This window comes from Nocardioides sp. Root122, from assembly GCF_001425025.1.
In the GTDB taxonomy this organism is placed as follows: Bacteria; Actinomycetota; Actinomycetes; order Propionibacteriales; family Nocardioidaceae; genus Nocardioides.
The window spans coordinates 41,086-65,081 of sequence record NZ_LMDE01000015.1 but is presented as its reverse complement, the minus strand read 5'-3'; the positions used below and the strand labels follow the sequence as shown (position 1 = coordinate 65,081).

The following is a 23,996-nucleotide window of genomic DNA, read 5'->3' as shown; positions in this document are numbered from 1 at the left end:
CGTGACGCGCCGCGAGGGTGCACCACAGGGTGCTCTGCCGGCGGCGGATCCGCTGCGGGCGGAGCGGCGGCGGAAGTGCCGTGACAGCGGCCTCGTGGCGGCGCATCCTGAGGAGTGCCCGTCGCACGTGCGAGGAGGTCCTGTGGGCGCGCTGCCACGACCAGACCTGCCTCGTGGGGCACATCGCGACCTCAACGAGGCTCTCCACGAGCTGCACCAGCGCGCGGGACGGCCGGGGCTGCGCGTCCTCGCCCAGCACGTGGGGTGCAGCCACACGACGGTCTCCAAGGTGTTCTCCTCGTCCCGCGTGCCGGCGTGGGGCATCGTCGAGCTGCTGGTCGAGTCCATGGGCGGAGACGCGGGCGAGCTCAAGGCGCTGTGGGTCGCCGCGACCGGCGGGGCGACGGCGCCCGCGGTCCCTCCGGTCCTTGCCGGTCGCCGCCGCGGGCTGCCGCAGGTCCGGCGGCACCTCACCTCCGGGAGCGGGCTCCTGCTCGTGACGGGCGAGGCGGGCATGGGCAAGACGCGACTGGTCGGGACTGCGGCACGACTCGAGGCGGACGAGGTGTTCGTGGCGGCGGGGCACTGCCTGCGCCTGTCGACCGAGGTCCCGATGCTGCCGGTGGCGGACGTGCTGCAGGCGGTGCTGTCCGTCGACGACGGACACTGGCTCACCGCGGCGCTCGCCGGCTGCCCGGCCTACGTGCCGGGTGCCCTGCGTCACCTGCTGCCCGAGCTCGAGGTGGCCGACCCCGCGCCGGACGTGCAGGACGACTGGGCCCGTCAACGCCTGTTCGCAGCCGTGGAGGCGACAGTGGCCGCCCTCGCTGCCTCCCGCCCGCTCGCGCTGCTCGTCGAGGACCTCCACTGGTCCGACGCCGCCACCTTCGACCTGCTCGAGCACCTCGCGACGCGTGGCCTGCGCGCACCCGTGCTGGGGACCTGGCGGACCGTCGACCCGGACACCGGTCCCGAGGCGCTCGCCTGGCTCTTGCGCGTACGCCGGCTCGCGGGCGTGCAGGTGCTCGAGCTGGCTCCGCTGACCCGGGACGAGACCGCCGACCAGCTCGCCCAGCTGCTGCCCTGGCCGGTCGAGCCCGCCATCGTCGACCGGGTCCACGGCCGCAGCCGCGGCCATCCCCTCTTCACCGAGCACCTCGCCGCCGACACCTCGACCGGCGACAACCTGCCCGGTGCCCTGACCGACGTGCTCGACCAACGGCTGCAGGGGCTGGGTCCCGAGGCGTGGTCGGTGGCGACGACACTCGGCGTCGCCGACCGACCGCTCGACGCGCGCGAGCTGGTCGCCGTCACCGGGCTCCCGACCGAGGGCGTCACCCTCGGCCTCAGGTCCCTCGCCGGACGCCGCCTGCTGTTCGACGTCTCGGCGCGCGAGGTCCAGCTGGGGCACCCGCTCCTCGCCGAGGCGATCCGCCGTGCCGTCGTGGCGAGCGAGGGCGCGGACCTGCACCGCCGGCTGGCGGAGGTGCTCGGTGCGGGTCCGGCTCCGTCGGCGGCCGAGGTGGCGGCGCACTGGGAGGCCGCCGGAGACCGCAGCGAGGAGCTGGACTGGCGCGTGCGTGCCGCGAAGGCGTCGGAGGAACGCTTCGCCCTCGCCAACGCCGCCGTCCAGTGGCTCCGCGTGCTGGAGCTGTGGCCCCCCGGTGCCGCGTCCGCGGGGACGCCGGCGGTCAGCCGTTGGGCCGCCTGTCGGGGGGCCATCGACGCGCTGGACTACTCGGGAGAGATCCCGCGCTCGGTCGAGATCGTGGAGGGTGCGCTCTCCTGGGCCGCGGAGCTCACTCCGCTCGAGGCCGGTGAGGTGTACGCCCGCGCCGGCGGCTACCGGACCTTCTTCCGCGAGCCCGCAGCCGGACTGCCCCTGCTGGACCGCGCGATCGAGCTGCTCTCCCCCCTCCCGCCCTCACCCGGCCACCTGGTCGCACTGAGCTCGCGGGCCGAGGCGCTGGCCGAGCTCGGACGGGACGACGAGGCGTCTGCCGCCTGGTCCGCTGCAGTGGACGTGAGTGGCGCCCTGGGAGACCCGGTGAGGCACCGGGAGGCTTCCTTGCGCAAGGCCACGCACGACTACCTCACCGGTGACCGGACGGCGCTCGGGCGAGTCGCCGACCTGGCGGCGCTCGCGACACCCCGCCCGGACCCGCTGGGCGACATCCGCTCCGCGCAGGACTACTCCTACCTCCTGCGCCTCGAGGGAGCGCGTCACGACGAGGTCCGGGTTGCTGCACGCCGTGGGCTGGAGGTCGCGGACTCGTGGGGCATCGACGACTGGGGGACGGCGAACCTCACCTGGAACTTCGCCGAGGCGGCCTGGGTGGCCGGGAGGGTCGCGGAGGCGGCCGCCACGATCGACCCTCTCACCGCAGGTCCGCTGGTGGGGGACCGAGCGCCTCTGTACCTCGCGCGCGCCATGCTCGACACGCTTCGCGGGCGGCCGGACGCGCATGACGGACTCGGAGCCCTCGACGAGATCGTCCCCACCCTGCGGGTCTTCTTCGTCCCGTTCGTCGCGGAGGTCCGCCTCTGGCGGTGCGAGCCCCAGACGGCGTTCGACCTGCTCGTCGGCGATCTCGAGCGTCGCATCGCCGGCGGCTTCCCGCGAGCGGGGATCGGGGCGCTCCTGCTGCTCGCCCGGTCCGCTGCAGACATCGTCGTCGCGACTCCTCGAGACGCGCGGCCAGGGCGCCGCCGCGAGCTGGGCGTCACGGTCGACCGCCTCGTGGGGGCGATGGATGCCCTGCCGCCGGACCTCGACGACCACATGGACGTCGCGACACCCGCCTACGCCGCGGCGTACGCCGCCGAGCGGGCGCGGCTCGCGGACCGGCAGACCGTCGACGCCTGGGTGGCCGTGGCGCGCCAGTGGGACCGGCTCGAGCGCCCGCACGACGCGGCGTACGCCCGGTGGCGCGCCGCGCAGGTGGCCGTCGCGAGCGGGCAGGCAGCGGCTGCGGACCGGTTGCTGCGACGGGCGGCCCAGCAGGCGAAGGAGCACGCCCCGCTCCTTGCGCTGATCGCGGCCCTCCGCCGTCCCGCCTAGCGGTCCAGCAGGGGCCGGGCGGGGTCCCAGGTGGTGCCGTCGCGGCTGTCCTGCCGCCTGCGGGCGATGGCGGAGAGCGCCTCGAGGACGACGCGGTTGGCGAGGGCGGCGGTGATGTCGGCGTGGTCGTAGGGCGGGCTGACCTCCACCACGTCGATGCCGACGACCGGCAGCTCGAGGCAGATCCGGCGTACGGAGTCGAGGAGCTCGCGGGCGGAGAGCCCGCCGGGCTCGGGGGTGCCCGTGCCGGGCGCGTGGCCGGGGTCGCAGACGTCGATGTCGACGGAGAGGAAGACGCCCTCGCACTCGTCGGTGGCGATGCCGAACGCCTCGGTCAGGCACTCCGTCAGGCCACGGTGCACGATCTCGGTCATCTCGTAGGACCGCATGCTCTCGGCCGCCATCCAGTCGAGGGTCTCCGGTCCGGGCCAGTAGCCGCGCAGGCCGACCTGGAGGAAGCGGTCGCCGCGCAGCGCCCCCGACTCGATGAGCCGGCGCATCGGCTGGCCGTGCCCCCACAGCGAGCCGAACTCGATGTCGCCGGTGTCGGCGTGCGCGTCGAAGTGGATCATCGAGACGCGGCCGTGGCCGAGGACGTTGGCGACGCCCTTGGCGTCCGGGTAGGCGATGGAGTGGTCGCCGCCGAGGATGACCGGGATCGCGCCGGCGCGCGCCACCTTCTCCACCACGGCCTCGAGCCGGCCGAGGGTGGTCTCGATGTCGCCGGGCGGGAGCTCGACGTCGCCGGCGTCGACGACCTTCAGGTCCTGGAGCCCGTCGGTGCGCAGCGCCAGGGAGGGACGCGAGCCGTCGTGCGGGAGGTAGTCGGTCATCCGGATGGCCTGCGGCCCGAAGCGGGTGCCCGGCCGGTGCGACGTGCCGCCGTCGAAGGGAGCGCCGACGACCACCACGTCGGCATCGGCGTAGGTCGACTCGTCGTCGAGGTCGCAGGCGGGCACGCCCAGGAAGGTGATGTCGGGGCCGAACTGAGCGCCGTAGCGAGCCATGGGTCCGATGCTAGGGGGCTACCAGTCCCCCAGCGCCGCGAAGCGCTCGCCGATGAGCCGGTGGGTCTCGGAGTCGGGGTGGAGGTCGTCGGGGAGCGGGAGCCGCTCGGCGTCGGCCGGGCCGTAGAGCGCGAGCCCGTCGACGTACGACAGGTGCGGGTCGTCGCGGCGTGCGACGACCTCGGCCAGCACCTCGCGGACGACCTCGAGCGTGACGCCGCCACGGGCCACCGCGGCCGGGTCGCCCTCGGCGACGAACCCGACGCGCCCCTCGGCGATCCCGGACATGTCCACGCCGGTCGGCCCCGGCACGGACTCGTGCATGCCGCAGAAGATCGGCGAGACCAGTCGGACCGGGGTCTCGGGGTGGCCGTCGCGGATCGTGTCGAGGTAGCCGTGCACGGCTGGGCCGAGGGCACGACGGCGGACGAGGTCCTGGTTGACGAGGTTGATGCCGAGCTTGAGGCTGATCAGGTCGGCGGGGGTGTCGCGGATGGTGCGCGCGACGAACGGGTCGAGCAGGGCGCTGCCGCCGAGGCCGAGGTTGACGAGGTCGAGGCCGGCCAGGCGGGCCGCGACGACGGGCCAGGTCTCGGTGGGGTACGTCGCCACCGACCCGTGGCTGATCGAGCTGCCGTGGTGCACCCACCGCGGCCCGGTCGGGGAGAGGGGAGCCACGGGCGCATCGGCCCGGAGGTCGACCAGCTCCGTCTGCTCGTCGTGCGGCAGCCAGACCTCGACGTCCTTCTCGCCGGCCGGCAGGGCGACCACCAGCGTGGTGGGCTCGCCCGGCTCCCAGGTGTTGGCGCCGGTCATCATGTCGACGAGCAGCACGTCGCCACCCGGGGCGCTCAGCCGCTCGACGAGCTCGCCGTCGACGAGGACGTCGTAGGTGCCGTCGGGCCGCGGCGGGACACCGGCGTACTGCCGCTTCACCGGCAGCACGTCGAGCTCGAGCCGGGTGGCGCTCGTGCGCATCGCCAGGCGTACGCCGGCGGGCTGGGCCTCGACCAGGTGGAGCTGCGGGTCGTCGGTCTGGGCGCGGGCCCAGGCCGGCAGCCGGTGCGGCAGCAGGCCGCGACCGGTGTCCTCGAGCTCGAGCGCCCCGTGGACGAGGGCGGGCAGGTCGGTCTGGTCAATCTGGTCGGTCATGAGGTCTCCCAGGATCGGATGAGGTTGTCGAGGCCGTCGAGCACGCGCTCCCAGGTCTCGTCGGAGGTGGGCACGGCGGTGCCGTGGCCGAACGCGCCGGCGGCGTCGAGCGCGGCGTAGCCGTGGAACGTCGCACCGAGGAGGCGTACGGCGTGGGTGGTGTCGGCGTCGTCGAGGCGGTAGCCGCGGAGCACCGCACGGGTCAGCTCGGCGTGCCGCGGCCCGGCGCTCGCGGCCGCGGTCTCCCGGTCGAGGGGCAGCCGGGTCGCGGCGTAGCGGCCCGGGTGGCGCCTGGCGTAGGACCGCCAGACCCCGCCCAGCGCGGCGATCGCGTCGCGACCGCTGACCCCGGCCAGTGCGTCGGCGGCGAGGTCGGCGGTCTCCTCCAGGGCGAGCAGCGCGACCCGCGTGCGTACGTCGGCGGGGTTGCGGACGTGCGAGTAGAGGCTCGGCACCGCGACGTCGAAGGTCCTGGCGAGCGCGGTCAGCGTCACCGCGTCGAGCCCGACCTCGTCGGCGAGGTCGGCGGCCGCGCGCGTGACGCGGTCGCTGGTCAGTCCGACACGAGGCACGACGACTCCCTTCGTTGGTTGTGCTTTATCCTAAAGCTTTTAGGTATGGCTCGGCCATTCCACGAGCGGGGACCGGACCCGGCCAGACCACCTTGACTTTAGTTCGAGTCTCGTACTTAATAGTGACGTGGCTCTCGTCCTCGGCATCGACTCCTCGACCCAGTCGACCAAAGCGCTGCTCGTCGACGCGGACGACGGGACGGTGGTCGACCAGCGCACGGCCCCGCACCCTCCCGGCACCGAGGTCGACCCGGCGGCCTGGCTCAGCGCCGTCGACACGGCGACCGACGGCCTGCTCGCTCGCGCCGACGCCGTCGCGGTCGCCGGCCAGCAGCACGGCATGGTCGCCCTCGACGAGTCCGGCAGGCCGGTCCGCGACGCGCTGCTCTGGAACGACACCCGCTCGGCCGGTGCCGCCCGTGACCTGATCGACGAGATGGGCGGGCCCCAGGCCTGCGCCGACGCGATCGGCAGCGTCCTGGTCGCCTCGTTCACCTCCGCCAAGCTGCGGTGGCTGCGCGACCACGAGCCCGAGCGGGCCGCGAGGGTGGCGAGCGTGCGGCTGCCGCACGACCACGTCTCGCTCCACCTGGCCGCGCCGGGGACTGACGCGTTCACCGACCGCGGCGACGCCTCCGGCACCGGCTACTTCGCGACCGCCGACGGCGAGTGGCGTCCCGACCTCCTCGAGCTCGCCCTCGGGCACGGAGCGGCCCTGCCGCGCCTCGTCGCCCCCGGCGCCGCGGCCGGGCAGACCGCGACCGGCGCGCTGCTGGCCGGTGGCACCGGCGACAACATGGGCGCCGCCCTCGGCATGGCCCTGCAGCCGGGTGACGTCCTCGTCTCGGTCGGCACCTCCGGCGTCGCGTCGGCGATCAGCACGACGGCCGTCGCCGACGGCACCGGCGTGGTCACCGGCTTCGCCGACGCGAGCGGCGGCTTCCTGCCGATGGTCACGACCATGAACGCCGCCGGCATCCTGGACCTGCAGGCCCGCTGGCTCGACGTCGACCACGACCAGCTGGCCGACCTCGCCCTGGGCTCCACACCCGGAGCTGGCGGGGCCACCTTCCTCCCCTACTACGGCGGCGAGCGCACCCCCAACCGTCCGGACGCCGTCGGCACCTGGACCGGCCTGACGCCCGCCACCACGCGCGCCGACCTCGCGCGGGCGTCGTACGAAGCGCTGCTCTGCTCCCTCGCCGACGCGGTCGACGCCCTCGTAGCGGCGACCGGCGAGCAGCCGCGCCGGCTGCTGATGGTCGGCGGCGCGACCCGCAGCGCGGCCCTGCGCGCCCTGGCTCCCGCCGTGCTCGGTGCGCCCGTCACCCTCCCGCCGCCCTCGGAGTACGTCGCCCTCGGCGCGGCCCGGCAGGCTGCCTGGGCGCTCGCCGGGACGACCGAGCCCCCGCAGTGGCCGTCCCCCGAGACCACGGTCCTCGAGGCCGACCCGACCTCGCAGGTGCGCGAGTCCTACGCCGACCTCCGCGAGCGCACCGCTCCCTGGACCACTCCCCCGACCACCCGAACGGAAGGCACCCGATGAGCACCCAGATCCCCACCCCCACCCCCGAGGACAAGTTCTCCTTCGGTCTCTGGACCGTCGGCTGGCAGGGCGTCGACCCGTTCGGCGGGGCGACCCGTCCGCCGATGGACACCGTGCACTCGCTCGAGAAGCTCGCCGAGCTCGGCGCCTACGGCGTCAACTTCCACGACGACGACGTGATCCCGTTCGGCAGCGACGACGCGACCCGCGACGCGATCATCGACCGGTTCAAGAAGGGTCTCGCCGACACCGGCCTGGTGGTCACCACCGCCACCACCAACCTGTTCAGCCACCCGGTCTTCAAGGCCGGCGGCTTCACCAACAACAACCGCGAGATCCGCCGCTTCGCGCTCCGCAAGGTGATGCGCAACATCGACCTCGCCGCCGAGCTCGGCGCGAAGGTGTACGTCGCCTGGGGCGGGCGCGAGGGCGCGGAGTACGGCGCCTCCCAGGACACCGCCGTGGCCCTCGACCGGATGAAGGAGGCCTTCGACCTCCTCGGCGACTACGTCGTAGAGAAGGGCTACGACCTGCGCTTCGCGATCGAGCCCAAGCCCAACGAGCCCCGCGGCGACATCCTGCTGCCGACGATCGGCCACGCGCTGGCGTTCATCAACCAGCTGGAGCGCCCCGAGCTGGTCGGCGTGAACCCGGAGATCGGGCACGAGGAGATGGCCGGCATGAACGCTGCCGCCGGCTACGCGCAGGCGCTGTGGCAGGGCAAGCTCTACCACATCGACCTCAACGGCCAGAACGGCCCGAAGTACGACCAGGACCTGCGCTTCGGCGCCGGCAACGTGCGCGGTGCCTTCTGGGTGGTCGACGCGCTGCTCGCCGGCGGCTACGACGGCCCGGTGCACTTCGACTTCAAGCCCTCCCGCATCGAGGACGAGGACGGCGTGTGGGTCAGCGCCGCGGCCAACATGCGCAACTACCTGATCCTGCGCGAGAAGGTGAAGGCCTTCCGGGCCGACCCCGAGGTGCAGGCAGCGCTCGAGGCCGCCCGGCTCCCGGAGCTCGCCCAGCCCACGCTCGGTGACGGCGAGGGCTGGCAGCAGCTCCTCGACTGGCCGCTCCCGGACCCGGAGGCGCTCGCCACGATCGGTGCGGCGACCGAGCACCTCGACCAGCTCGCGCTCGAGCACCTCTACGGCGTCCGCTGAGACGTCCGACCATCCCTCGCACCATGACCAGCCCCTCGACCGGACCGGCGAAGCCGACCGCCGGCACCGAGGGGCTGCGTCGTCAGAACACCGCGGTGGTGCTGCGCGCCCTGCGCCAGCAGGGCGCCTCCACCCGGGCGGAGCTGGCCAAGCAGACCGGCCTGGCCAAGGCGACGATCAGCGTGATCGTGGCCGACCTCGAGGCGGCCGGCGCCGTGGCGGAGGGTGGCTCGCGCCCGGGCGTCCGCGGCCGCCCGGGCCGCCCGGTCCGGCTGGCGGGTGACCGCTTCGTCGCCCTCGGGCTCGAGCTCAACGTCGACTACGTCTCGGCCGTGGTGCTCGACCTGGCCGGCGAGGTCCTCTTCAGCGAGAGCCGGCACGCGGTCAACGGCGCCCTGCTCGAGCTCGCCCGCGACGCCGTCGCCGGGCACGCCGGTCCGGACCGGACCGTCGTCGGGAGCACGCTGGCCGTCCCCGCCCTGGTGCGCGGGGACAACCGCACGGTGGCGTGGGCACCCAACCTCGCCGTCGAGGGCGCCGGGCTGGCCGACGCGATCGGCGCGCTCGTGCCCGGCGGCCGGGTCCGGCTGAGCAACGACGCCAACTGTGCGGCGTACGCCGAGTCACACCACGGCGCCGCGGTCGGGGTCGCCCACGCGCTCTACCTCACGGGCACCGTCGGCATCGGCGCCGGCATCGTCCAGGACGGTGAGCTCATGCGTGGCGGCGCCGGGTTCGCCGGCGAGGTCGGCCACATGCCCGTCGGCGACTCGAGCGCCCTGTGCGGATGTGGCCGGCGCGGATGCTGGGAGGCGTCGGTCGGCCTGCACGCGATGCTCGCGGCCGTCGGCATGCCGGAGCTCGACACCCCGCTGCGCACCGCCGAGGCGGTCGCCGCCCGCGCCGCGGACGACCCGGCGGTGCGGGACGGGCTGGCCCGGGTGGGTCGCGACATCGGCCTGGGCATCGCCATGCTCAGCAGCGTGCTCGACCCCGAGGTCGTGGTGCTCGGCGGCTACTTCGCGCCGCTGGGCGACCTCGTGCTCGAGCCCGCCCGCCGCACCCTCGACGAGCGACTCGCCTCGGCCGTGCAGGTGCGCCCCGAGCTGAGGCTGAGCACGCTCGGCATCCAGGCCGCTGCCCTCGGCGCGGCGGAGCAGTCGCTCGGCCCGGTCTTCAGCGGTGAGCTCGACCTCGCCGACCCGGGTGCGTGGGGGCCGGCCTGAGCCCTCCGGGTGGCCGGTGGCGCGGGGCTCAGACGGCGAGGAGCGAGCCGACGTCGACGAGGGCTGAGCCCAGCGCGGCGACCGGATCGACGAACAGCGGCTCGAGGGCGATCTCGGCCGCGCCGAGCAGGGCCGAGTCGGAGCCCAGCCCCGGCAGGGCCAGGGTGACCGACTCCAGCGGCGCGGGGAGCGCCCGGTCGGCGAGGCCGGCGTTGACCTCGCCGCGGACGAGGGGGTACAGCGAGCGGAAGTAGCCGCCGAGCACGATCAGCCGCGGGTTGAACGTGTTGACGATGCTCGCCAGGCCGTGGCCGAGGGCGGTGCCGGTGGCACGCAGCTCCGGCGTCGGCGTGGTGTAGCCCTCGAGCACCTCGTCGAGCTGGGCCACCTTGTCGGGGGGACAGCTGATCGCCTCGGCGATGGCGTGCCCACCGACCTCGGTCTCCCAGCAGCCGCGGTTTCCGCAGTGGCACGGCCGACCCTGCGGGTTGAAGCGGAGGTGGCCCACCTCGCCGGCGTAGCCGCCGGCGCCCTCGAGCCGGACGCCGCCGGTGATCACGCCGGCGCCCACGCCGACGTTGCCCGAGACGTAGATCAGGTCGTCGATGCCCACGCCCGCGCCGCGGATGTGCTCGGCGAGCGCACCGAGGTCGGCGTCGTTGGCGAGCGACACCGGGACGTCGAGACCCAGTGCGGCCAGCACGATGCCGCCGAAGGACACGTCGTGCCACTCCAGGTTCGGCGCCAGCCGGATCAGCCCGTCGTTGCGCCGGACCAGGCCGGGGACGCTGATGCCGATGCCGACCAGCGGCGCCGCCGCCGGAGCGCCCTCGACGACCCGGCGGATGAGTGCCGCCACTGCGGCGCCCACCTGCCACGCCTCGCCGTCGCTGTGGACCGGCGCCTGCGCCCGCTCCAGCACCCGCCCACCCAGTCCGACCCGGGCCACCACGGCCCGGTCGACGCCGAGGTCGACCGCGATGACGAACGGACCCTCGGCCGCGATCCGTACCCCGGCGGACGGGCGCCCGGCTCCCTGCCGCGGGCCGTCCGCGGGCATGGCGCGCTCCGAGATGCCCAGGGACTCGAGCTCACCGACCAGCCCGGCGATGGTGCTCCGGTTGAGCCCCATCAGGCTGGTCAGCTCGGCGCGCGAGATCTGTCCGGCGCCGTGGACGTGCCGGAGCAACGTGCCGAGGTTGTGGCGCCGGACGGCCTCCTGGTTGGTCCCGAGGCCCGCGCGCCGCTGCGGGCTCATGATCGTGGCCTAGACGCCGGCCGAGGAACGGCGGCGACGCGAGATCGCATCCACGCTCGCGGCCAGCAGCAGGACGCCACCGGTGACGATGAAGTTGATGTAGCTCGCCTGGTTGAGCAGGCCCAGGCCGTTGGGGATCGTCGCGATCACCAGGCCGCCGACGACGGCGTCCATCGCCCGGCCCCGGCCACCGAAGAGGCTGGTGCCGCCGATGACCGCGGCGCCCACGGCGTAGAGCAGGTCGTTGCCGCCACCGGCTCCCGGCGACACCTTGCCGGTGTAGGACGCGGAGAGCAGGCCCGCGACGGCCGCCATGGCCGAGCAGATGACGAACGCCGAGATGCGCACCCGAGTCACGTTGATGCCGGCCCGGCGCGCGGCCTCGGCGTTGCCGCCGACCGCGTAGAGGTGCCGGCCGAAGCGGGTCTTGGTGAGGACGAAGGTCCAGAACAGCAGCAGGGCGATCACCACGGGGAGCACCCAGGGGATGCCGCTGATGTTGAACAGGTTGGGGTTGGGCGCGCGGTTGGAGTTGAGCAGCGCGGTGATCCCGAGGACGACCACGGCGAGCACGGCGATGCGCAGCAGGACGAGGGCCATCGGCGGGTGGACCAGGCCCTTGGCCGACAGGGAGCGGAAGCGGTAGAGCGACAACGCGGCAAAGCCGAGCACGATCAGCACCGCCACGATCCAGCCCGCTGTGACGGGGACGTTGTTGATCGACAGCCCGCGCAGGACCGGGTCGTTGAATCGCAGCGAGCCGCCGGCGCCGATGAGCTTGAGCGGCACCGCCTGCAGCCCGAGGAAGAAGGCGAGCGTGACGACGAACGACGGGATGCCGAGGACCGACACGAGTGATCCGATGGCCAGGCCGATGACGGCGCCGACCGCCATGCCGAGGAGGGTGGCCAGCCACCACATCCAGTCGTGGTCGATCAGCATCAAGGTGGTCACCGTCGCCGACGCGCCACCGGCGACACCGGCGGACAGGTCGATCTCGCCGAGCAGCAGCACGAAGACGATGCCCATCGCGAGCACGATGATCGAGCCGGCCTGGATCACCAGGTTGGCCATGTTGTAGGTGGTGAGGAACCGGTCGTGGAGCGAGGTGAAGACGACGAACAGCACGACCAGGCCGAAGATGGCCGGGAGCGAGCCCATGTCGCCGCCGCGCAGCCGGTTGAGGTAGTCGCGGAACGCGTCGCCGAGCGTGGCTGCCTGGCGGTTGTCGTTGTCGAAGCCCGCGGACGGGGTCGAGGTGGTGACGTCGGTCATGAGTGGTCTCCGGTCCGGGCGGGTCAGACGGCCGCGTTCGCGGAGTCCTCGGCGATGCCGAGGTCCCCGGAGCGTCCAGCGGTGATGAGCTCGACGACCTGGCTGTGCGTGACGTCCTTGGCGGGCACGTCCGCGGCCACCTGGCCGAGGTAGAGGGCGGTGATGCGGTCGGCGACCTCGAAGACGTCGCCCATGTTGTGCGAGATCAGCACGACGCCGAGCCCGTGGTCGGCGAGACGCCGGACCAGGTCGAGCACCTGGCGGGTCTGGGCCACACCGAGGGCGGCGGTCGGCTCGTCGAGGAGCACGACCTTGGAGTTCCAGAGGACCGCCTTCGCGATGGCGACGGTCTGGCGCTGGCCGCCGGAGAGGCTGGCCACGCTCTGGCGGACCGACTTCACGGTGCGCACGGAGAGGGAGGCCAGGGTCTCGCGGGCGCGGGTCTCCATGCTGACCTCGTCGAGCCCGAGGCGGGAGGTCTCCTCACGGCCGAGGAACATGTTCTGGACGATGTCGAGGTTGTCGCACAGCGCAAGGTCCTGGTAGACGATCTCGACGCCGAGGGCGGCGACGTCGCGCGGGCCGTGCACCTCGACCTTCTGCCCGTCGAAGTAGTAGTCGCCACTGTCGCGGCCGTAGATGCCGGCGATGATCTTGACGAGGGTCGACTTGCCGGCGCCGTTGTCGCCGACGAGGGCGGTGACCTGCCCCGGGTAGACGGCGAAGTCGACGTCGTGGAGGACGTGCACCACGCCGAAGCTCTTGTTGACTCCGCGCAGCTCGAGCAGCGGTTGAACCATGAAGCCACTTCCGATCAGCAGAATTTGTTGTGCGAGAGGACGGGAACGACGCCCGGGCCGAGTGGTCCGGCCCGGGCGTCGTCGTACCGCAGAGGGTCAGGCTGTCCCGATCAGGATCAGGAGATGCCGGCCTTCTGGCACAGCTTGGCGAACTTGCCCGCGCAGACGTCCTCGGCCTTCTGGCCGCCGTCGTCGATCACGTCGCCCACGTTGTCCTTGGTGATGGACTGCGGGGTGAGCAGGATCGAGGGGACCTCGCTGTCGTCCGAGGAGTCGACCGTGGTGCCGGTGGTCTCGGCCTTGTCGCCGTTGGCGAGCGCGATGGCGACGTCGGCCAGCGCGCCGGCCTCCTGCGTGGCGGACTTGTAGACCGTCATGCACTGGGTGCCGGAGAGGACGTTCTGCAGGCCCTCGACGGTGGCGTCCTGGCCGGTGACCGGGACCTTGCCGGCCTGGCCGGCGCCCTCGAGGATGTTGATGGCCGCGCCGCCGAGACCGTCGTTGGCCGCGAGCACGCCGTCGACCTTGCCGTCGGCCGCGGTGTAGAGCTGCTGGAAGATCGTGGCAGCCTGCTCGTTGTCCCAGTCGGGGACGGCCTGCTCGCCGACGACCTTGTAGTTGCTCATCTCGTCGAGCACGCTGTGGGCGCCCTCGGCAAACAGGGTGGCGTTGTTGTCGGTGGGCGAGCCGTTGAGGTAGACGATGTTGGCGTCCTTGTCGCCGAGGCAGTCCGCGAGGCCCTGGCCCTGCAGCTCGCCGACCTTGGTGTTGTCGAAGGACACGTAGTACTCGGCGGAGCCACCGAGGGTGAGGCGGTCGTAGTCGATGGTGGCCACGCCCTGGGACTTGGCCTTCTCCTGGATCGCCGCGCCGGACTCGGAGTCGAGGTTGACGATCGCGAGGACGGTGACGCCGTTGCCGATCATCGAGTCGGCGATCTGGGTCATCTTGTTCGCGTCGCCCTCGGCGTTCTGGATGTCGTAGTCGACACCGGCCTCCTTGAAGGCCGACTCCAGGGCCGGGCGGTCCGCGCTCTCCCAGCGCACCGAGGACTCGGTGTCGGGGAGGATGACGCCGATCTTGCCCTGCGCCTCGCTGCTGCCGCCGCTGTCGCTGCCGCTGTCGCCCGAGTCGCTGTCGTCGCCGCCACAGGCGGTGAGCGCCATCGAGAGACCGAGCAGGGGGACCAGGACCAAACTGTGCTTCCGCTTCACACGAACCGCCTCCTAGCGATTTCGATCGCACGTCGGTCCACGGCTGATCGCCACGCCTCCGCGCATATGTTGTCCGGCACAACATATGGAGTGACAGTGGTCACGTAAATACCCGACACCGGACGTGACCGGTTCGTTATCGAAACAGCACTGCCCGGGCCCTGGTCAGGCGGGAGCGGGGCGCCCCGCACTGGACCACTGGTCTGGTCCGACGCACTACTGCGCCGGCTCGACGGTCCCCGACCACACGTGCCCGCCGTCGCCGGCGTCCCCCACGAGCAGCAGCGCGTCGCCCTCGGCGGCGACCAGGGAGTGGTCCCCCGCCGTCTGCGGCTCGAGCGGTACGCCGGCCCGCTGCCACGACGCCCCGTCGGACGTCTGCCACAGCTCGTAGTGGTCGCCGGTGCTCAGGGTGGCCAGCACGCCGACGGGCGTGCGCACCAGCGACGCGACGTACGGCGCGCCACGCCACGAGTCGGCGACGGCACCGAAGCCCACGGCCGTACCCCAGCCGTCGTCGCCGCGCACCCAGGCCGCGAACGCGTCCTCGCTGCGACCGACGGCGAGCACGCGCCCCCCGTCGAGCGCGACGACCCGGTGCACGTCCTGCACGCCCTCCTCGGGCGGCATCGGGTCCGGTGTCCACGTCAGCCCGTCGGGCGAGGTCCAGGCGAGCGGGTCCGGGTCGAGGTGCCGGCCGGTGCGCGCCCCAGACCCGACCAGCACCCACTCCTCCCCCGACCAGCCGGCGCCCTGCGCCAGGGACTCCAGGTCGCCGTCGTCGGTCAGGCCGGGCTCCTCCTCGACGCGGGTGAACTCCCGCGGGTCGTCGGTGAACCACACCCCGGGGCCCGAGGTCCGGTTGCCCGTGATCAGCCAGCCGGTCGGCCCACCGGCGACGGGTCCGACGTTGGTGGCGGTGACCCCGCCGTACTGGATGAACAGGGCGGGCACGTCGACAAGCCGGTCACCGTCGAGGCGGAAGGTGGTCACCCGGGGGTTCCCGTGGGCTCCCCCGGAGCGGGCACCCACCACTGCGATCCTGCCGCGCGAGCAGGCGACCGAGCCGAGGATCGCGCGGCGCCCCCAGTAGGTCGTGGCGTCCACCTCGACCGCGGTCCACGACGCGCGGTCGGGGGAGAACCAGGCGGCCGGACGGGTGTCGCGGGTCTCCGTGGGGTGGTCGAGCAGCACCGCGCCGACGACCCACCACCCGTCACCGCACTGCACCGCGTCGCGGACGACCGTGCGTCCCGGCGCGCCGGCCGGCGCCGGGAGCGGCTGCTCGGCCCAGGCGACGGTGACCGCCTCGGGCGCGTCGGGACGCTCAGCGTCCTCCGTGCAGCCCGTCAGCAGCAGCACGCCGGCGAGGGCCGGCACCAGCACGCGTCGCAGCTCCACGCCTCGGAGTGTGCCGCACCGGGGGCCGGGGCCGGCAGGACCAGCTCGGCGCGACTACCTCGGCGCGACGCGCGAGGGCAGGAGGACCAGCAGGCCGGCGAGGACGACGACCGACGCCACCGCGGCGCCCGCGGCAGCCGCGCGGTCGTAGACCATGTCCACGACCAGGAAGGTGATCCCGCCCAGCAGCACGCCGATGAGCCCCAGGGCGACGCTGGTGAGCCGGTGACCGACCTTCACCAGCTCGGGCTTCACGCCGTCCTGGAAGACGCGCCGGTGCACGGCGACCGGGGCGAGCGTCACCCCCACCGTGCTGAACGCCAGCGCCAGCAGGCCGACGTACCAGCCGCGCTGGAAGGAGTCGAGCTCCGCGAACCGGGACTGGAAGGGGAGCGTGACCAGGAAGCCGGCGAGCAGCTGGACGCCGGTCTGGCTCACGCGGAGCTCCTGGAGGAGCTCGTTCCAGTTGCGGTCGGCGCGCTCGTCGGGCGTCTCCTCGCGCGTCTCGTCCGGGTTGTGCTCGGGCATCCACCGGACGCTACTCACGGCACCGGAGGCGCACACCTCCCCACGGGTGAACCGTGCCCATTGCCCGGGTGGCACGGTGGGGACATGGCTGAGAAGAGGAAGGATCCGGGCCCGTCGGTCAAGGATCCGGAGGTCTACGAGGCGCTGCGTGACGACGGCGCGAGCAAGGAGAAGGCGGCCCGTATCGCCAACGCCTCCGCCGCCCAGGGTCGATCGAAGGTCGGCCACCGCGGCGGCGAGGCGCAGGACTACGAGGACCGCACCGTCGACGAGCTGCGCAGTCGCGCCGCCGAGCTCGACATCGAGGGTCGCTCCTCGATGTCGAAGGCCGAGCTGATCGACGCGTTGCGCAACCACTGACCGTTTCACCGAGGAGAGGATCTCTGATGGGTCTGGACGACAAGATCGACAACAAGGGCGACGAGCTCAAGGGCAAGGCCAAGGAGGCCACCGGCAAGGCCACCGACGACGAGCAGCTCGAGGCCGAGGGCAAGGGCGACCAGATGGGCGCCAACGTCAAGCAGGCCGGCGAGAAGATCAAGGACGCCTTCAAGGGCTGACCTCGGATCAGTTCGGGGGACCAACGGCCGGACCCGTCGTCACGCACGACGGGACCGGTCGTTCTCGCGTCCGAGCCTGGTGATGGAGCCGATGAGAACGATGCTGCGGACCGCCGCCGTGAGCGGCGTGCTTGCTCTTGCCCTCACGGGGTGCGTGCCGTCCGAGCCGTCGGTCGCCGACTGGCGCTCGAGCACGTCCCAGGCGCTCGAGGACACCGCCAGTGAGGTCGAGTCGGTCGCGCTGGTGCTCTACCTCCAGTCCCACGACCGGCTGCCCGGCCGGGCGGCACGCGTCGCCGCCGTCGAGTCCGAGGAGTCGCTCGCCACCGCCGTCGAGGGCGTCACCACCCAGCAGCCCCCACCCGGTGAGGCACGGGAGGACCGTGAGGTCGGGGAGCTGCTGTCGCGCGCGTCCGACCTGGTGCGGGAGGCGCGCATCGCGCTGACCGCGGGGGACGAGTCGTCGTACGCCGAGCTGCGCAACCGGTTGCTCGACCTGTCCGACGATCTGGACACGGCGCGGGAGGGGCTGCGGTGAAGCGCCTCTTCGCCGTCGCGCTCGGCATCCTCACCGCCATCGGCGGCTTCGTGGACATCGGCGACCTGGTGACCAACGCCCAGGTCGGTGCCCGCTTCGGCTGGTCCATCGCCCCCGCGGTGGTGGTCGGCGTCGTGGGGATCTGCCTGTTCGCCGAGATGTCCGGACGGGTCGCCGCCGTCAGTGGACGGGCGACCTTCGACCTGGTGCGCGAGCGCCTCGGCCCGCGGGTCGGCCTGCTCAACCTCGTCGGCTCGATGGGCGTCACCTTCCTGACCTTCATCGCCGAGATCGGCGGGGTCGCGCTCTCGCTCCAGCTGGTGAGCTCCGTCAGCTACCTGCTCGTGGTCCCGTTCGTGGCACTGGCCGTCTGGCTGCTGCTGTGGCGGGCGAAGTTCAGCGCGATCGAGAACGTGCTCGGACTGCTCGGCCTGTCCCTCATCGTCTTCGCCGTCGCCCTGTGGCAGCTGGGCCCCGACTGGGGCGCGCTGGCACACCAGGCGGTGACAGCGGACAAGCCGGCCGGCGAGGACTGGACGACGTGGGCCTACTACGCGGTCGCGCTCTTCGGTGCGGCGATGACCCCCTACGAGGTGTTCTTCTTCTCCTCCGGTGGCGTCGAGGAGCGGTGGACCGCGAAGGACCTGGCCACCATGCGGGCCAACGTCTACATCGGCTTCCCCCTCGGCGGGTTGCTGTCGCTGGCGATCGCCGGCTGCGCAGCGGTGGTGCTCCAGCCGCACGGGATCATGGTCGACACGCTCGGCGAGACCGCGCTCCCCGTGGCCGAGGCCCTCGGCAAGGTCGGCGTGGCGATCGCCGTGCTCGGCTTCGTCGCCGCGACCTTCGGTGCGGCCTGCGAGACGGGCCTGTCCGTGGGCTACTCGCTCGCGCAGTACGTCGGCGCGCAGTGGGGCAAGTACGTCCGCCCCCAGGCCGCGGTCGCGTTCCACACGGTGCTGGTGCTCTGCACCCTCGCCGCGGCCGCCGTGCTGCTCACCGGCATCGACCCGATCGCCGTCACCGAGGCGTCCGTCGTGTTCTCGGCGGTCGCGCTGCCGTTGACCTACTTCCCGATCCTGGTCATCGCCAACGACCCCGACTACGTCGGCGAGCATGTCAACGGCCGGATCACCAACACCCTCGGCACCGTCTACCTGGTGCTCATCGTGCTGGCGGCCGTGGCCGCGATCCCGTTGATGGTCGTGACAGGGATGGGCCGATGAGCCCGGCGACGCCCGGCGGGCGCCTCGGCCGCGAGCTCGACCTCGCCCTGCACCTGCTCGACCGCCAGGTCGAGGACGCCGAGGGTGCGCTGGTCGGCAAGGTCGACGACGTGGAGCTCACCCGCTCCGAGGACGGCCGGCTCGTGGTCTCCGGCCTGCTGCTCGGAGCCAACGCGCTCCTTCCCCGGATCTCGCGCCGTGCGCACGAGCTGTGGGTGGCGTCCGCCCCGCAGCGCCCCGGCCAGCACGTCCCGGACCGGATCGACCTCTCCCTGGTCGACCGCCTCGACAGCGGCGTCCGCCTGCGCACCCGCCGCGCCGGGGCGGCTCCGCCCGCTCCCGCGCTCGACCCCGACCGGGCCCGGCTGACCGGGCTGCTCGGCGCGAGGGTCAGCCACGAGGGCGAGCGGGACGGGCGCGTCATCGACGTACGTGCGCGACCGGAGGTCGACCACGGGCTGGTCGTCAGCGAGCTGGTGGTCGGTCGTGGCGGTGCCGGCTCGCTGCTGGGCTACGACCGCAACCGCGACATGGGTCCGTGGGCGATCGCCGCGCTGGTCCGTCGCCTCCACCGCGGATCCTGGGTCGTCGACATCGGGCAGTGCGCGGTCGACTGGACCGGCGGCGCGGTGGCCACCCGCGGTCCCCGGCGCCCCCTGTCGGGCGACCACGAGGACGACTGAGCGCCGGCGCCCGCATGGGCCCTCCGGGGTCCGGGTACTGCACCGTGATGGACCCCCGACACGAGCCCGACCAGGTCGACCCGAGCAAGCAGAGCGGGCGACCCCTCATGGTGACCCTCGTCCCCATCGGGCTCGTCGCCGCGCTCGCGGTGCTCGTGCTGGTGTACTTCCTGGCGAAGTAGGGCGCGCAGCGTTCAGCGTGGCGGGTCGAGGTGGGCGAGCGCCCGCAACCAGACGCGGTCGGCCTCGACCGCGGGAGTCGCCGCACGCGGCGTGACGTCGTCGAGCAGCTCCCCGACGGAGGGGGGCGGGGTGGCGCCCGTCGCCCGGGCGGCGGCCACCAGCACGCGCGCGGCAGCGAGCGCGACCGGGCGGTGCGTGCTGAGGACGGACTCGAACGCGGGCTCCTCGCCCGGCCGGGTCGGCACCTCCCAGGCCGACACCACCGCCGCGAACCCGGCGCTGACGCTGACCACGACCCACTCGCGTCGCATCGGCGACCCGGGCGGCAGCTGGCACCGGGCCGGACGGGCCGCGGGGTCGGCGGGGAGGTCCTCGGACGCGAAGTCCGCCACGACGGCGCTCCACGCGGCCGTGCGCGCGAGCTCGTCCCAGCGGTGCCGCGCGCGGCCGAAGTTGTAGCCGCTCTGGAAGGCGCCGAGGACCACCGGGCGGTCGGCACGGGCGAGCGACTCGTCCTCGACGGCGTACGACGCCGCGACGAGGGCGGGCCGCCCCAGGCGCTGCGGGCGGAGCTCGGGGAACTCGCGGACAAGGGCGGCGTGCACCGATTCCGGGGGGCCGGCGGACTCACGGCGGGAGACCGAGTCGATGGCGAGCTGCAGCGGGACGCCGCTGTCGCGGACCTCGATCACCTCGCGCACGCGCTGCACGTCCGCGTCGGTGAAGCGACGGTGGCCGGCGGGCGAGCGTCGGCCCGCTGGGAAGCCGAAGCGGCTCTCCCACGCCCGGAGCACGCCGGGGGTGACCCCCGTGCGGGAGGCGAGCACGCCGATGCTGAACCCCTCGTCCACCCGGTTGTCCACCTGCTCGTGCAGTCCCTCGTGCATGACCATCCCTCCCGATTCGATCACCCGGAACCCTTGCCAAACGTGTCGAAGTAACTTATACATGCTTGTAGAACTATTGGTCCACCACCCCAGGAGATCCCCATGGTCAGCATGATCCTCATCAGCACCGTGGCGATCCTCGTCGCCATTGTCGGTTGCTTCGTGATCTGGCGCATGGACGCCGCCCGGGCCGAGGAGATCGAGAACCGCTCCTGACCCGCTCCGGTCACCGGGGGGCGCCTTCCACCCTCCGGTGACCGGTCCCCGTCCCGCCGGCGTGCTCGACGCCCGGCCGGACAGCGTCGGTGCCCGCTCATAGGGTGGCGTCGTGACCCTGCACCTCCACACGGCCGAGCGGACCGATGCGCTCGCGGACGGCCTGGCCGACCTGCTGGTCACCCCCCTGCCCGACCCGTTCGCCCGCGAGGTGGTCGTCGTGCCTGCGCGCGGCGTCGAGCGCTGGCTGACCCAGCGCCTGTCCCACCGCCTCGGCGTCGGCCCCCGGGGCGGCGACGGCGTGTGTGCGGGCGTGGACTTCGTGACCCCCCACTCCCTCGTGGCGATGCTGCTCGACCGCGACGCCGAGGACCCGTGGAGCCCTGACCGGCTGGCGTGGCCGCTCCTCGCGGTCATCGACGGGTGCCTCGACGAGCCGGGCTTCGAGGACCTCCGGCGCCACCTCGGCGGCGGCGACCCCACCGACGAGCGCAGCGCGCGCCGCTACGCCGTGGCGCGCCGGCTCGCCGGCCTGTTCTCCTCCTACGCCGTGCAGCGGCCGCAGCTGGTGCGCGACTGGGGGGCCGGCGAGGACACCGACGGTGCCGGGCGCATGCTCGACACCGACCTGCGCTGGCAGGCCGAGCTCTGGCGACGGCTCGTCGCCCGGATGGACGACCCCGCACCCGACGTGCGCCACGCGGCCACGCTCGAGCGGCTGCGCGACGGCACCCGGGGGCTCGACGACCTCGACCTGCCCGGCCGGCTCTCGCTGTTCGGGCACACGCGCCTGCCGGTCACGGAGGTCGAGCTCCTGCGCGCCCTCGGGGAGCACCGCGACGTCCACCTCTGGCTCCCCCAGCCCTCGCCGGTGCTCTGGTCCGCGCTCGCACCCACCGCTGACCAGGGCCCGGTCGCGCGCGCCGACGACGAGTCCGCCGACCTGGTCGGGCACCCGCTGCTCGCCTCGCTGGGCCGCGACTCCCGCGAGCTGCGCCGCACGCTCGGCGGTCTCGACGCCGAGCAGGCTCCGGCCGGTCACGCGGACCCGGCCACGCTGCTCGGCTGGCTGCAGGCCGACCTCCGCGCCAACCGGGTCCCCGACGCGGCGACGCTCGCCGGACGGGAGCGCGCCCCGCGTGACCTCTCCGTGCAGGTCCACTCCTGCCACGGCACCGCCCGGCAGGTCGACGTGCTCCGCGAGGTGCTGGTCGGCCTGCTCCAGGACGACCCGACCCTGGAGCCCCGCGACATCCTCGTGATGTGCCCCGACATCGAGACCTACGCGCCCCTGATCTCGGCCGGCTTCGGCCTGGCCGACGTGGCGCACGAGGACGTCGGCCACCCGGCCCACCGCCTCCGGGTCCGGCTCGCCGACCGGTCCCCGGGAGCGACCAACCCGCTGCTCGGGGTGGCCGCCGACCTCGTCGAGCTGGCCGCCGGCCGGATGACCGCGACCGCCGTGCTCGACCTCGCCGCGACCGAGCCGGTCCGGGCGCGCTTCGGCTTCACCGACGACCACCTCGAGCGGATGGCGCGCTGGGTCGACCAGGCCGCGATCCGCTGGGGCTACGACCGCGACCACCGCGGCGCCTTCGGGCTCGACCTCGACGCGAACACCTGGCTGACCGGCCTGCAGCGGGTGCTGCTCGGCGCGGCGATGTCGGGCGACGGCCACCGGGTCGTGCGCACCACGCTGCCCCTCGACGACGTCGGTGACGCCCACCTCGAGCTCGTCGGCACCTTCGTGGAGATGGTCGACCGGCTCCACACGTTCGTCCGAGCGGCGGGCGACGCCACCTCCGTCGCCGACTGGACGACCGCGCTCGGCCGCGCCGTGCACGGCCTCACCGCGAGCAGCGCCGACGACGCATGGCGCGTGGCCCAGTTCGACCGCGAGCTGGCCCGCATCTCCGCGGGCGTCGGCGACCACGAGACCCGCCTGCGCCACGCCGACGTACGAGCCCTGCTGCGGCACCGGCTCCGGGGGCGACCCACCCGGAGCAACTTCCGCACCGGCACGCTGACCGTCTGCACGATGGTGCCGATGCGTTCCGTGCCGCACCGCGTGGTCTGCCTGGTCGGCCTCGACGACGGCGTCTTCCCGCGGCTGGAGTCCGTCGACGGCGACGACGTGCTCGCCCGGCGTCCGCTCACCGGCGAGCGCGACGTCCGCTCCGAGGACCGCCAGCTCCTGCTCGACGCCATCGGAGCGGCCACCGAGACCCTCGTCATCACCTACGCCGGTCGCGGCGAGCACACCAACGACGACAAGCCGCCCGCCGTGCCCCTCGGTGAGCTGCTCGACGCGCTCGACCGCACCAGCAGCGGGCCGGTGCGCGCCGACGTGCTCGTCCAGCACCCGCTGCAGCCCTTCGACGAGGCCAACCTGACGTCCGGCGCCCTGGTCCGCGCCGCCGACCGGCCGTTCTCCTTCGACCGCACCGCCCTGGCCGGCGCCAGGGCAGCCCGCACGCCCCGGCCTGCACCGCGGTCGCTGGTGCCCGGGCCCCTCGCGGCCCCGGCGACCGTTGAGGAGGTCTCGCTGAGCGACCTCCAGGACTTCTTCGCCCACCCGGTGCGCAGCTTCCTGCGCCAGCGGCTGCGGGTCACCACCCCCTACGACGCCGACGAGACCAAGGACGCCATCCCGATCAGCCTCGACGGCCTGGAGAAGTGGCAGGTCGGCGACCGGCTGGTGCACGACGTCCTCGCCGGCGGCGACCCGCAGGCCGCGATGCTCGCCGAGCAGCTGCGCGGGCTGCTGCCGCCCGAGGAGCTCGGCTCGACCATGCTCACCGAGATCGTCACGCGCGTGCGACCGCTGGTGGAGGCCGCGACCCCGTTGCGCTCCGGCGTCCAGCGCACCCTCGACGTCGACATCGACCTCGGCGACCGACGGCTCACCGGCACGGTCGGCAACGTCTTCGGCAACAACCTGGTCGCGGTGAGCTACTCCAGCCTGGGCGCCAAGCACCGTCTCGCCGCCTGGCTCGACGCGCTCGCCCTCTCGGCCGGGCGCCCCGACGAGAACTGGACGGCCCACACCATCGGGCGCTGGGGCCGCGCGGGCCGGCGCGCGCTGATCTCCCCGATGCCCGACGACGACGCCCGCACCCTGCTCCGCGACCTCGTCGCGGTGATGGAGCGGGGGCAGTGCGAGCCGCTGCCGCTCCCGGTGCGGACCAGCCTGGCGTTCGCCGAGGAGTTCGCCATCGGCGAGCGGGGCGGCAGCCAGGCCGACCCCGACGCCAAGGCGCGGGCCGAGTGGGTGACCCCGCGCTTCAACGACTCCGGCTTCCCCAAGGAGGACGGCGACCAGTGGCACGTCCGCGCCTGGGGCGAGGCCGCCCCCTACGACGTGCTCGCCGCGCCGCTGCTCCCCGACGAGGTGGCCGGCGGGGTGTCCGAGGGCGGCCGGGCGCCGCACCGGCTCGGCCACTACGCCCTCCGGGTCTGGTCGCCCCTGCTGTCCCACGAGCTGGTGCGGGGGATCTGAG

The 23,996-nt window shown here is 73.6% G+C and carries 21 protein-coding genes; 11 read left to right on the top strand and 10 right to left on the bottom strand.

Going from position 1 to position 23,996, the window contains the following annotated elements; all coding sequences use genetic code 11:
• Positions 1-142: 142 nt before the first annotated feature.
• The gene (locus ASC64_RS19900; RefSeq protein ID WP_156385310.1) at positions 143-3,061 is read left to right on the top strand and encodes an ATP-binding protein; all 2,919 of its coding nucleotides are present in this window, start codon (positions 143-145) and stop codon (positions 3,059-3,061) included.
• On the opposite strand, the gene speB is transcribed toward ASC64_RS19900, so the two are convergent.
• Genes speB through ASC64_RS19885 form a run of 3 tightly spaced genes read right to left on the bottom strand, consistent with a single transcriptional unit; the run spans position 3,058 to position 5,792 of the window.
• Positions 3,058-4,068: an agmatinase gene (speB, locus tag ASC64_RS19895; protein WP_056909299.1), complete on the bottom strand. Its 1,011-nt coding sequence runs from the start codon at positions 4,066-4,068 to the stop codon at positions 3,058-3,060. The genes ASC64_RS19900 and speB overlap by 4 nt on opposite strands.
• 18 nt (positions 4,069-4,086) lie before the next feature.
• Positions 4,087-5,220: an SGNH/GDSL hydrolase family protein gene (locus ASC64_RS19890; RefSeq protein ID WP_056909298.1), complete on the bottom strand. Its 1,134-nt coding sequence runs from the start codon at positions 5,218-5,220 to the stop codon at positions 4,087-4,089.
• Entirely contained in the window at positions 5,217-5,792 is a 576-nt protein-coding gene (locus ASC64_RS19885) for a TetR/AcrR family transcriptional regulator (RefSeq protein WP_056909297.1), read from the bottom strand. The genes ASC64_RS19890 and ASC64_RS19885 overlap by 4 nt, the downstream gene beginning before the upstream one ends.
• A 127-nt stretch (positions 5,793-5,919) precedes the next feature.
• On the opposite strand from ASC64_RS19885, the gene xylB reads away from it, so the two are divergent.
• From xylB to ASC64_RS19870, 3 genes are read left to right on the top strand one after another with little or no spacing between them, the layout of a single operon-like run.
• Positions 5,920-7,338: a xylulokinase gene (xylB, locus tag ASC64_RS19880; protein WP_056909296.1), complete on the top strand. Its 1,419-nt coding sequence runs from the start codon at positions 5,920-5,922 to the stop codon at positions 7,336-7,338.
• Positions 7,335-8,501, top strand: a complete 1,167-nt coding sequence (xylA, locus tag ASC64_RS19875; RefSeq protein ID WP_056909295.1) for a xylose isomerase — start codon at positions 7,335-7,337, stop codon at positions 8,499-8,501. The genes xylB and xylA overlap by 4 nt, the downstream gene beginning before the upstream one ends.
• 23 nt (positions 8,502-8,524) lie before the next feature.
• Complete coding sequence (locus ASC64_RS19870; RefSeq protein WP_056909294.1) at positions 8,525-9,727, top strand: ROK family protein; 1,203 nt, start codon at positions 8,525-8,527, stop codon at positions 9,725-9,727.
• Between the two features lie 28 nt (positions 9,728-9,755).
• Here ASC64_RS19870 and ASC64_RS19865 read toward each other — a convergent pair whose 3' ends face one another.
• The 6 genes from ASC64_RS19865 to ASC64_RS19840 all read right to left on the bottom strand — a co-directional run bounded on the left by ASC64_RS19865 (position 9,756) and on the right by ASC64_RS19840 (position 16,203).
• Positions 9,756-10,985, bottom strand: coding sequence for an ROK family protein (locus ASC64_RS19865; RefSeq protein WP_056909293.1), 1,230 nt, complete (start codon positions 10,983-10,985; stop codon positions 9,756-9,758).
• Positions 10,986-10,994: 9 nt separating this feature from the next.
• Positions 10,995-12,260 (bottom strand): sugar ABC transporter permease, encoded by a 1,266-nt coding sequence (locus ASC64_RS19860; RefSeq protein ID WP_056909292.1) that lies wholly within the window; start codon positions 12,258-12,260, stop codon positions 10,995-10,997.
• A gap of 23 nt (positions 12,261-12,283) precedes the next feature.
• Complete coding sequence (locus ASC64_RS19855; protein WP_056909291.1) at positions 12,284-13,060, bottom strand: ATP-binding cassette domain-containing protein; 777 nt, start codon at positions 13,058-13,060, stop codon at positions 12,284-12,286.
• Positions 13,061-13,176: 116 nt separating this feature from the next.
• Positions 13,177-14,274, bottom strand: coding sequence for a sugar ABC transporter substrate-binding protein (locus tag ASC64_RS19850; protein ID WP_056909290.1), 1,098 nt, complete (start codon positions 14,272-14,274; stop codon positions 13,177-13,179).
• Between the two features lie 216 nt (positions 14,275-14,490).
• A complete protein-coding gene (locus ASC64_RS19845) occupies positions 14,491-15,675 on the bottom strand; it encodes a hypothetical protein (protein ID WP_056909289.1) in 1,185 nt (394 codons plus the stop codon).
• A gap of 54 nt (positions 15,676-15,729) precedes the next feature.
• Entirely contained in the window at positions 15,730-16,203 is a 474-nt protein-coding gene (locus ASC64_RS19840) for a DUF6328 family protein (RefSeq protein ID WP_056909288.1), read from the bottom strand.
• Positions 16,204-16,287: 84 nt separating this feature from the next.
• On the opposite strand from ASC64_RS19840, the gene ASC64_RS19835 reads away from it, so the two are divergent.
• The 6 genes from ASC64_RS19835 (at position 16,288) to ASC64_RS23045 (ending at position 19,392) form a co-directional block, all read left to right on the top strand.
• Positions 16,288-16,563 (top strand): DUF7218 family protein, encoded by a 276-nt coding sequence (locus ASC64_RS19835; protein WP_056909287.1) that lies wholly within the window; start codon positions 16,288-16,290, stop codon positions 16,561-16,563.
• A gap of 26 nt (positions 16,564-16,589) precedes the next feature.
• On the top strand, positions 16,590-16,763 hold the full coding sequence (locus ASC64_RS19830) for a CsbD family protein (protein ID WP_056909286.1): 174 nt from the start codon (positions 16,590-16,592) through the stop codon (positions 16,761-16,763).
• Between the two features lie 91 nt (positions 16,764-16,854).
• The gene (locus ASC64_RS19825; protein WP_156385309.1) at positions 16,855-17,301 is read left to right on the top strand and encodes a hypothetical protein; all 447 of its coding nucleotides are present in this window, start codon (positions 16,855-16,857) and stop codon (positions 17,299-17,301) included.
• Positions 17,298-18,527 carry an NRAMP family divalent metal transporter gene (locus tag ASC64_RS19820; RefSeq protein ID WP_056909284.1) on the top strand — a complete coding sequence of 410 codons (1,230 nt, stop codon included), beginning with the start codon at positions 17,298-17,300 and terminating at the stop codon, positions 18,525-18,527. The genes ASC64_RS19825 and ASC64_RS19820 overlap by 4 nt, the downstream gene beginning before the upstream one ends.
• A complete protein-coding gene (locus tag ASC64_RS19815) occupies positions 18,524-19,210 on the top strand; it encodes a hypothetical protein (protein ID WP_056909283.1) in 687 nt (228 codons plus the stop codon). Before ASC64_RS19820 ends, ASC64_RS19815 begins: the two co-directional genes overlap by 4 nt.
• A 47-nt stretch (positions 19,211-19,257) precedes the next feature.
• Positions 19,258-19,392: a hypothetical protein gene (locus ASC64_RS23045; RefSeq protein ID WP_268788256.1), complete on the top strand. Its 135-nt coding sequence runs from the start codon at positions 19,258-19,260 to the stop codon at positions 19,390-19,392.
• Between the two features lie 12 nt (positions 19,393-19,404).
• On the opposite strand, the gene ASC64_RS19810 is transcribed toward ASC64_RS23045, so the two are convergent.
• Positions 19,405-20,280: a MerR family transcriptional regulator gene (locus ASC64_RS19810; RefSeq protein ID WP_162245824.1), complete on the bottom strand. Its 876-nt coding sequence runs from the start codon at positions 20,278-20,280 to the stop codon at positions 19,405-19,407.
• A gap of 328 nt (positions 20,281-20,608) precedes the next feature.
• Here ASC64_RS19810 and recC point away from each other — a divergent pair, with 328 nt between their 5' ends.
• Positions 20,609-23,995 carry an exodeoxyribonuclease V subunit gamma gene (gene recC, locus ASC64_RS19805; RefSeq protein WP_056909281.1) on the top strand — a complete coding sequence of 1,129 codons (3,387 nt, stop codon included), beginning with the start codon at positions 20,609-20,611 and terminating at the stop codon, positions 23,993-23,995.
• Position 23,996: the final 1 nt, after the last annotated feature.

Bases quoted from the DNA above. Each gene is read 5' to 3' on its own strand.
- ASC64_RS19835 (WP_056909287.1), top strand. From the start codon at position 16,288: ATGGCTGAGAAGAGGAAGGATCCGGGCCCGTCGGTCAAGGATCCGGAG.
- ASC64_RS19840 (WP_056909288.1), bottom strand. From the start codon at position 16,203: ATGCCCGAGCACAACCCGGACGAGACGCGCGAGGAGACGCCCGACGAG.
- ASC64_RS19890 (WP_056909298.1), bottom strand. From the start codon at position 5,220: ATGACCGACCAGATTGACCAGACCGACCTGCCCGCCCTCGTCCACGGG.
- ASC64_RS19870 (WP_056909294.1), top strand. From the start codon at position 8,525: ATGACCAGCCCCTCGACCGGACCGGCGAAGCCGACCGCCGGCACCGAG.
- ASC64_RS19860 (WP_056909292.1), bottom strand. From the start codon at position 12,260: ATGACCGACGTCACCACCTCGACCCCGTCCGCGGGCTTCGACAACGAC.
- ASC64_RS19830 (WP_056909286.1), top strand. From the start codon at position 16,590: ATGGGTCTGGACGACAAGATCGACAACAAGGGCGACGAGCTCAAGGGC.
- ASC64_RS19810 (WP_162245824.1), bottom strand. From the start codon at position 20,280: ATGCACGAGGGACTGCACGAGCAGGTGGACAACCGGGTGGACGAGGGG.
- xylA (WP_056909295.1), top strand. From the start codon at position 7,335: ATGAGCACCCAGATCCCCACCCCCACCCCCGAGGACAAGTTCTCCTTC.
- ASC64_RS23045 (WP_268788256.1), top strand. From the start codon at position 19,258: ATGGACCCCCGACACGAGCCCGACCAGGTCGACCCGAGCAAGCAGAGC.
- ASC64_RS19815 (WP_056909283.1), top strand. From the start codon at position 18,524: ATGAGCCCGGCGACGCCCGGCGGGCGCCTCGGCCGCGAGCTCGACCTC.
- ASC64_RS19825 (WP_156385309.1), top strand. From the start codon at position 16,855: ATGAGAACGATGCTGCGGACCGCCGCCGTGAGCGGCGTGCTTGCTCTT.
- ASC64_RS19865 (WP_056909293.1), bottom strand. From the start codon at position 10,985: ATGAGCCCGCAGCGGCGCGCGGGCCTCGGGACCAACCAGGAGGCCGTC.
- ASC64_RS19855 (WP_056909291.1), bottom strand. From the start codon at position 13,060: ATGGTTCAACCGCTGCTCGAGCTGCGCGGAGTCAACAAGAGCTTCGGC.
- speB (WP_056909299.1), bottom strand. From the start codon at position 4,068: ATGGCTCGCTACGGCGCTCAGTTCGGCCCCGACATCACCTTCCTGGGC.